Genomic DNA, 5489 nt, shown 5'->3' with positions numbered 1-5489 from the left:
CTTTCGGATTGAGCAGGCTGACCAGGATCGCCTGGTGGAAGTAGCGTCCGGGCTGCATGCGCACCGGGCCAACGTCGGCACCGTCACCCTTGGGCGTGCGCAGCAGGCTGATGCCTACCCACACCAGATACGCCGCGCCKAGATACTGCACGGCATGGAACACCGTCGGATTGGCCTTCAGCAGCGCGGCCACGCCGGCCAGYGCCAGCCACATCAGGATCTGGTCGCCGACCAGCAGGCCGGCCAGCGCCGTGTAGCCGCCGCGCACACCGCCGCGACCGGTAGCGGTCAGCAGGGTGAAGGTGCCCGGCCCGGGCAGCGCCAGAAACACCAGCACAGCGAGCAGGAAGGTCCACAGATCCTGGATGCCCATCCACGGCATGGCGCGACTCTCTTACAACGGGGGAGCGCCATTGTCGGCCAGTGCTGGCGCAGGCGACAGGGGCGTGTCGCCATTGCCGGGCATGGCGGACAGCAGCGGTTGCAGATGCTGGCGCAGCTGCGCGTGCAGTTGCCGCACCGCCGGTGAGAACTGCTTGCGATGGGGGCAGACCAGCTGCAGGGGAATGTGGCTGCCGATGCCATCCAGCAGCACCTGCAGGCGCCCTTCCAGCACGTCGTCGCGGACGTCCAGCCAGGACTTGTAGGTGATGCCTTCGCCGGCGACCGCCCAGCGCCGCACCACGTCGGCGTCGTCGCAGACCAGCGGCCCGCGCACCGGGATCACCACGCGGCGCCCCTCGATCTCGAACGACCAGCGATCGTAGGCGCGGCCGCCGAGCTGGTAGACAAGGCAATCATGCTCGCGCAGATCTTCCAGGCGGCTGGGCGTGCCACGCCGCCGCAGGTACCCGGGCGACGCAGCCAGCACCCGCCGGTTCTGTTCCAGCAAGGGCAGGGCGACGTAGCTGGCGTCGTCGAAGTGGCCGATGCGGATGGCCACGTCGACCGGGTCGCGGAACACGTCGGCCACTTCGTCGGACAGGCGCAGGTGCAGGCGCAGCCGTGGATGCGCCGCGCGGAACGCGGTCAGCCACGGCAGCAGCAGGTTGCGGCCGAAGTCCGACGGCGCCGACAACTGCAGGGTGCCGTGCAGTTCGGCGTCCTCGCCCTGCACCCGCGCCTGGCCTTCGCGCAGGGTGCTCAGAACCTCCTGTGCGTAGGGCAGGTACAGCGCGCCTTCGGCGGTCAGCCGCAGGCTGCGGGTGGTGCGTACGAACAGACGCAGGTCCAGTTCGCGTTCCAGTCGCGCCACCGCTGCGGCAACCTGGCCCGGCAGCAGGTCGGCCTCGCGCGCGGCCTGGGAGAAGCTGCCCAGCGCGGCGGTACGGACAAACAGCTGCAGATCGTCGAAGCGGACCATTTTCATTGCTGCAGTGAAAGTGTTGACCGATTCTGCGCCTTTCCGCCCCCCTGCGCACGGCGCACGCTGTGGTCTCTCCTCCCTGGATATCCCCCATGCGTGCCATTGCCTACACCCAAGCCGGCCTGCCGATCGACGACCCGCAGGCCCTGATCGATCTCGACCTGCCCCTGCCCCAGCCGGGCCCGCGCGACCTGCGGGTGGCGGTGCGCGCGGTGGCGGTGAATCCGGTCGACACCAAGGTGCGGCGCGGCGCCGCCACCGACGGCCCGCGCGTGCTGGGGTGGGATGCGGTCGGTGTGGTCGATGCGGTCGGCAGCGAGGTGACCCTGTTCCAGCCCGGCGATGCGGTGTACTACGCCGGTGTGATCGATCGCCCGGGCAGCAATGCCGAGTACCAGCTGGTGGACGAGCGCAGCGTTGGCCGCAAGCCGGCCAGCCTGGACGATGCCGCCGCTGCGGCGCTGCCGTTGACCGCGATCACCGCATGGGAACTGCTGTTCGACCGCCTGCGTATTGCCGAAGGCGGCGGCGAGGGCCAGACCCTGCTGGTGATCGGTGCAGCGGGTGGCGTGGGTTCGATCCTGGTGCAGTTGGCGCGCCGGCTGACGAAGCTGACGGTGATCGGCACCGCCTCGCGCCCGGAGACCCAGGACTGGGTGCAGGCGATGGGCGCGCACCATGTGATCGACCACACCCGGCCGCTGGCCGAGGGCCTGGCCCGGCTGGGCATCACCCAGGTGGACCATGTGGCCAGCCTGACCCACACCGACCAGCACTATGCGCAGCTCGTCGAGCTGCTGGCACCGCAGGGGCAGCTGGGGCTGATCGATGATCCGGGCCAGATCGATGTGATGGCGCTCAAGCGCAAGGCGCTGTCGCTGCACTGGGAATCCATGTTCACCCGGCCGCTGTACAGGACCGCGGACATGCAGCGCCAGCACGAACTGCTGAACCGGGTGGCCGATCTGGTCGATGCTGGCGTGCTGCAGACCACGCTTGGCGAGCACTTCGGGCGCATTGACGCGGCCAACCTGCGGCGCGCGCATGCGCTGCTGGAGAGCCACCGGGCCAAGGGCAAGATCGTGCTGGAAGGCTGGTAACGCCGGGCTGCGCCCGGCACCCGCAGAGGCGACAGCAACAGCCAAAGCCAAAGCCAAAGCCAAAGCGGGGCTCCTGCGGGTTGGCGGGACGGTGTGGGCAGGCAGGACACGCCGTAAACCCGTCCATGGGGGCTCGATGGCGCCATCCATGGCGCCAACGGTCCTGCCWACCCACWCCGCCCCGCCTYYGACRGWTTCCSGCSGCYGTTGRTAGGTGTCGACCTTGGTCGACACAGTAGCTCCACGCCATGCGTGGATGAAGCCAAGCAAACGGGCTACGCCACGCCGTTGTCTACATGCTCGTTGAAGCCCGGCCGGGGGCGCAGGCGTTCGAACCAGGCGTCTACGTGGCGCAGCACAGGTTTGTTGCCGGGGGTGCTGCGCCAGCGCTGTGTCGACAGGCCGAGGACGATGTCGGCCAGGCTGAAGTCGGTGCCCGCCACGTAGGCATTGCTGGCGGCAAGCTGGTGGTCGAGCACGGTCATCAGGCGGTTCCATTGTTCCAGGCTTGCCTCGGCGCGTGCGTCGTCCGCGAAGTCGGGGTGCTGGCGCACGCGGGCCATGAACACGTGGCGCCAAGCGCTGTTGAGGTCGCTGGCCTGCCAGTCCATCCACTGCTCGACCTGGGCACGGGCTTGTGCAGCGGCCGGCAGTAGATCGTCTCGTCCCTGCCGGGCGGCCAGGTAGCGGCAGATGCTGTTGGACTCCCACAGCACGAAGTCGCCATCGCGCAGCACCGGTACCTGCAAGTTCGGATTCAGCGCAGCCAAGCGCTCCGGCGCAGGTGCCGGATCATGGGAGAACGACAGATCGAGTTCGGCGCACAGCCACAGCACTTTGCGCACGTTGATCGAGGTGGGCTTTCCGTAGAGAACAAGCATGGGCGGGTCCGTCGTGGTCCAACCAAGGCTAGCGCAGCGGGGCTACACTGGCCGCATGAACATCGAAGTCCTCATGATTGTCGCCGTGGCGCTGCTGCTGGCGACGCTGCTGGTGCTGGTGCTGTTGTGGCGTCGCGCATCCACCAGCGCACCCGCTGCCGAAGTACAGCAACAGCTGGTTACCGAACGCGAACAGCATCGCCTCGCACTGGTTGACGCCGGCCAACTGAGAGGGCGGCTGGAAACCTTGCTGGCGGAGCTGGAAAGCGAGCGCGGCCGAAGCCAGCAGCACGCCCAGCTTGTCACTACCCTGACCGCACGCGTGGAGCGGGAGGCCGCGTTGGCGTCCAGTCGTGAAGCGATGTTGGCCGAGCGCGAAGCTGCCTTGGCGCAGGTACGGGCCGATCTGGCCCAGTCCAGCACGGAGCTGCAGCAGGCGCAGCAGCGTTACCAGCAACTTCATGGCGAACACGCGCGCGCCCTGGCCAACCTGCAGCATTCCGAACGCGCCAGCGCCGAGCTGCGCAGCTATCTGGATACCGCCAAGGAAAAACTGTCCGGTGCCTTCGCGGAACTGGCGGGCAAGGTTTTCGACGAACGCGGGCAACAGTTCGAAAAGAACGTGCGCCAGGCCACGGTGCAGTCACGCGCGGACATCGAAGGGCTGCTCAAACCCTTTGCCGACAGGCTGGGGGATTTCCGCAACCGGGTCGACACGCTGTACGGGGAAGAGGCGCGGCAGCGTGCCAGCCTGCTTGGCGCGGTGGGCGAACTGAAGACCCTCAACCAGGACATGGCCGCACAGGCCTCGGCGCTGACCAATGCACTGAAAGGCAGTGCCAAGGTACGCGGCGACTGGGGTGAGCTGATGCTCGACAACGTGCTGCGTGGCTCAGGCCTGGAGGAAGGCGTCCACTACCAGCGGCAGAAGCACGCGGTGGATGATGAGGGCGCGCGCCTGCGGCCGGACGTGGTGGTGCAGTTCCCCGATGAGCGCAGCGTGGTGATCGACAGCAAGGTCAACCTGATCGCTTGGCAGGAAGCGATGAATGCCGCCACGCCGGAACAGTCCGAAGATGCACTGCGCCGCCATGCGGTGGCGCTGCGCCAGCACGTCAAGGATCTGGGCGAAAAGAACTATCCGAAGGCTCTTGGCAGCGAGACCCTGGATATCACCATCGCTTTCGTTCCCATCGAAGGCGCACTGTCGGCGGCACTGGGCGCGGATGGGGCATTGCAGGCTTATGCCTTCGACAACCGCGTGGTGTTTGCCTCGCCCAACACGCTGATGGCCCTGTTGAGGGTGGCCGAGCGTCTGTGGACACGTGACAAGGTGCAGAAGCAGGCATTGAAGATCAGTGAAGCCGGTGGACTGGTGCTGGATGCCCTGACCGGATTCCTGCAGGACTTCAATGCCATGGGCAGGAAGCTCGACGATGCAGGCAAGGCTTACGCCGACGCGCGCAACCGCCTGATCGATTCGCCGCAGTCAGCCATCAGCCGTGCCCGCCGACTTGCCGAACTGGGCAGCAAATCAAAGCGCGCGTTGCCCCCTGAGCTGACCCCCGATCCGTTGCAGCAGTTGACCTCTGCCGACGGAGAGGAAGACGGCAACGCCGGCTGACACGCCACCTGCATCGCCGGGTGCGTATGCTGGCGCCGTCCTCACTGACCAGGTACCGCCATGCGCCTCCGATTCCTTGCCAGCGCTGCCTTGGGCGCGCTGCTTGCCGCCTGCAGCAGTGCTCCACCCGCCAGTGACGATGCAGGCGCGGCAGCCACGGTGGCCGACAGCCCTGAAGCCGCTGCAGCCTATGAAGAAGCACGCGATGTGGACTGCCGCGCGGCGGGCGGTACCCTGCAGCCCTTGGGCCGCCTGCAACGGGTGCAGTGCGTGATTCCCTATGCTGACGCGGGCAAGTCCTGCAGCAGCAAGAGCGACTGCAGCGGCCAGTGCCTGGCGTCCGCCGAGGTGACCGCAGGCGCGGTGGCAACCGGCACCTGCCAGCGTGATGTCAGCCAGAACTTCGGTTGCCGGCAACGCATCGACGGTGGCAAGGCACAAGGCACCCTCTGCGTCGACTGACGGTAGTGCCGGCCGCTGGCCGGCAGCTGCACGACCGTTCCCGAAGAGTCATGAGG

The 5489-nt window shown here is 67.5% G+C and carries 6 protein-coding genes; 3 read left to right on the top strand and 3 right to left on the bottom strand.

Annotation, left to right across the window (positions count from 1 at the left end; genetic code table 11):
• Together AC1VAN_RS09625 and AC1VAN_RS09620 are read right to left on the bottom strand one after the other, a co-directional pair.
• A partial coding sequence (locus AC1VAN_RS09625) for a LysE family transporter (protein WP_480985706.1) occupies positions 1-382 on the bottom strand: 382 nt, incomplete at its 3' end.
• 12 nt (positions 383-394) lie between these two features.
• A complete protein-coding gene (locus AC1VAN_RS09620) occupies positions 395-1369 on the bottom strand; it encodes a LysR family transcriptional regulator (RefSeq protein ID WP_081794606.1) in 975 nt (324 codons plus the stop codon).
• A gap of 89 nt (positions 1370-1458) precedes the next feature.
• On the opposite strand from AC1VAN_RS09620, the gene AC1VAN_RS09615 reads away from it, so the two are divergent.
• On the top strand, positions 1459-2466 hold the full coding sequence (locus tag AC1VAN_RS09615; RefSeq protein ID WP_080150189.1) for a zinc-binding alcohol dehydrogenase family protein: 1008 nt from the start codon (positions 1459-1461) through the stop codon (positions 2464-2466).
• A gap of 275 nt (positions 2467-2741) precedes the next feature.
• Here the strand turns inward: AC1VAN_RS09615 and AC1VAN_RS09610 are convergent, their stop codons facing one another.
• On the bottom strand, positions 2742-3347 hold the full coding sequence (locus tag AC1VAN_RS09610; RefSeq protein ID WP_442251392.1) for a glutathione S-transferase family protein: 606 nt from the start codon (positions 3345-3347) through the stop codon (positions 2742-2744).
• Between the two features lie 55 nt (positions 3348-3402).
• On the opposite strand from AC1VAN_RS09610, the gene AC1VAN_RS09605 reads away from it, so the two are divergent.
• Together AC1VAN_RS09605 and AC1VAN_RS09600 are read left to right on the top strand one after the other, a co-directional pair.
• Positions 3403-4971 (top strand): DNA recombination protein RmuC, encoded by a 1569-nt coding sequence (locus tag AC1VAN_RS09605; RefSeq protein ID WP_025875621.1) that lies wholly within the window; start codon positions 3403-3405, stop codon positions 4969-4971.
• A gap of 60 nt (positions 4972-5031) precedes the next feature.
• Positions 5032-5433, top strand: a complete 402-nt coding sequence (locus tag AC1VAN_RS09600; RefSeq protein WP_312401772.1) for a hypothetical protein — start codon at positions 5032-5034, stop codon at positions 5431-5433.
• Positions 5434-5489 lie beyond the last annotated feature (56 nt).

Source organism: Stenotrophomonas sp. 05L44_2 (assembly GCF_056665995.1).
This window is presented reverse-complemented; position numbering and strand designations above follow the sequence as displayed.

Excerpts from the sequence above, each read along its gene's own strand:
- AC1VAN_RS09610 (WP_442251392.1), bottom strand. The coding sequence starts at position 3,347 with ATGCTTGTTCTCTACGGAAAGCCCACCTCGATCAACGTGCGCAAAGTG.
- AC1VAN_RS09615 (WP_080150189.1), top strand. The coding sequence starts at position 1,459 with ATGCGTGCCATTGCCTACACCCAAGCCGGCCTGCCGATCGACGACCCG.
- AC1VAN_RS09600 (WP_312401772.1), top strand. The coding sequence starts at position 5,032 with ATGCGCCTCCGATTCCTTGCCAGCGCTGCCTTGGGCGCGCTGCTTGCC.
- AC1VAN_RS09605 (WP_025875621.1), top strand. The coding sequence starts at position 3,403 with ATGAACATCGAAGTCCTCATGATTGTCGCCGTGGCGCTGCTGCTGGCG.
- AC1VAN_RS09620 (WP_081794606.1), bottom strand. The coding sequence starts at position 1,369 with ATGAAAATGGTCCGCTTCGACGATCTGCAGCTGTTTGTCCGTACCGCC.